The sequence below is a fragment of the Stenotrophomonas maltophilia group sp. RNC7 genome, assembly GCF_030910085.1.
GTDB lineage: Bacteria > Pseudomonadota > Gammaproteobacteria > Xanthomonadales > Xanthomonadaceae > Stenotrophomonas > Stenotrophomonas sepilia.
The window spans coordinates 1-1,383 of record NZ_JAVFVN010000629.1 but is presented as its reverse complement, the minus strand read 5'-3'; the positions used below and the strand labels follow the sequence as shown (position 1 = coordinate 1,383).

At 35.8% G+C, this 1,383-nt stretch carries 2 protein-coding genes; both read right to left on the bottom strand.

Annotated features, from left to right (window positions below; translation table 11 throughout):
- Positions 1–740, bottom strand: a 740-nt coding sequence (locus tag RCF13_RS12730; RefSeq protein WP_308141224.1) for a hypothetical protein, incomplete at its 3' end; no start/stop codon positions are given.
- Positions 741–972: 232 nt separating this feature from the next.
- Positions 973–1,383, bottom strand: a 411-nt coding sequence (locus RCF13_RS12725; RefSeq protein ID WP_308141223.1) for a hypothetical protein, incomplete at its 5' end; no start/stop codon positions are given.

Here is a 1,383-nt window from a genome sequence, read left to right as displayed (position 1 = left end):
TCGTCATCTGGACCTCTCCCCCAATGAGACAGCTCTTTTTCAATTTCGGACTGCAACATACTTATTAAAACCGTTTTATAATCCATCATTTTCAATATATATTGCCACTGCGATTCAATGTCATACAATTCATAAAATATCGTTAAATCCAACAACCACTTCACCTTATGTAACTGATCATGCTTTAAGCGAGCAGGATTGCTCTTGTTTAATACCGCTCTCTCATATAAACGATATTTTAATATATCTGAAATACCTAACCGTCTTACTTTATCAACTAAGGGTACACACTTTAATTCATAAGCCTTATTCGCTATTTCCAATGGAATTTCCGGATGAAGTAAATACCGTTCCAAATCTTGATTTTTTACGCCTACTCTTTTTGCAATTTCCTTTATGCTTGTTCCTTGATCTAACAATGTAGAAATTAAAGCCGATTTCCCCATCCAATCACTTCTAGAATTATGAAACATATTTTGTAACAGCTGCACCATCTGTTCTGTTCTATTCGAAAAAGGCTTGACGATACAATCGACAACACTTATTCCTGCTTCTTTATACGCCTCGTAGGCTACATATCCTGATAGTAAATAATATCTTTTATGATTTGGATCTTTCTCCAAAACTAGGTATTTTGACAGATTTTCACCATTCCATATGCAACGTACCATCCTTTTCTTAACCGTTTCAGAAATACTTTCTGTGTATATCGGTACAATTTGTTTTAGTCGAACAGTCATAAGCCTGGTTAAAAAAATCTAATAAAAACTATTAAAATAGTTTAGTTAGAAGTTTTCATCGTTTTCACGACGTGCGCTCACAGGATTCCGCACTAGGGGACAGCTCTCGCTCCACCGACAAGGGATGTTGCTTCTTCTACTTACTAAGAAGGATTCCTCGACCTCGGGTGTTACCCGACCCTGTAAAAGATATCTTGCACCTTCTTCACTACGTTCCAGCACAAGAGGTTTTTTATTTTTTTATCGTTTGATACACGTGTTGTTTATGATGAAACCATTGATGGAATTTCGCTTTTCGTTTTTTGAGTATATTTGTAATCCGTTTTCGAACTGTACTCCAACGTGCCCATTCGTTTTGTTTTTTCCATGATTTTGTTTGCTGTTTCGTTAATATATCTTGTAATTTTTTTGGAATTCTTTCTTTCATTCCCATGCCACGACGACCAATGGTAAGTGCTGCTGATTCATGAACAGATATTCGATATTTTTGTTGATATTTTAGTCTTCCGGAAATCGATGTGAACGCAGGTTTTACTTTGATAAACTCCACACCGTATCGTTCACACAAACGTTCTAACGTAGATAAGATTTTTCGATAACAGAAAGAATGACTCATACGTCTAAACTTCGCACTAATACTTTT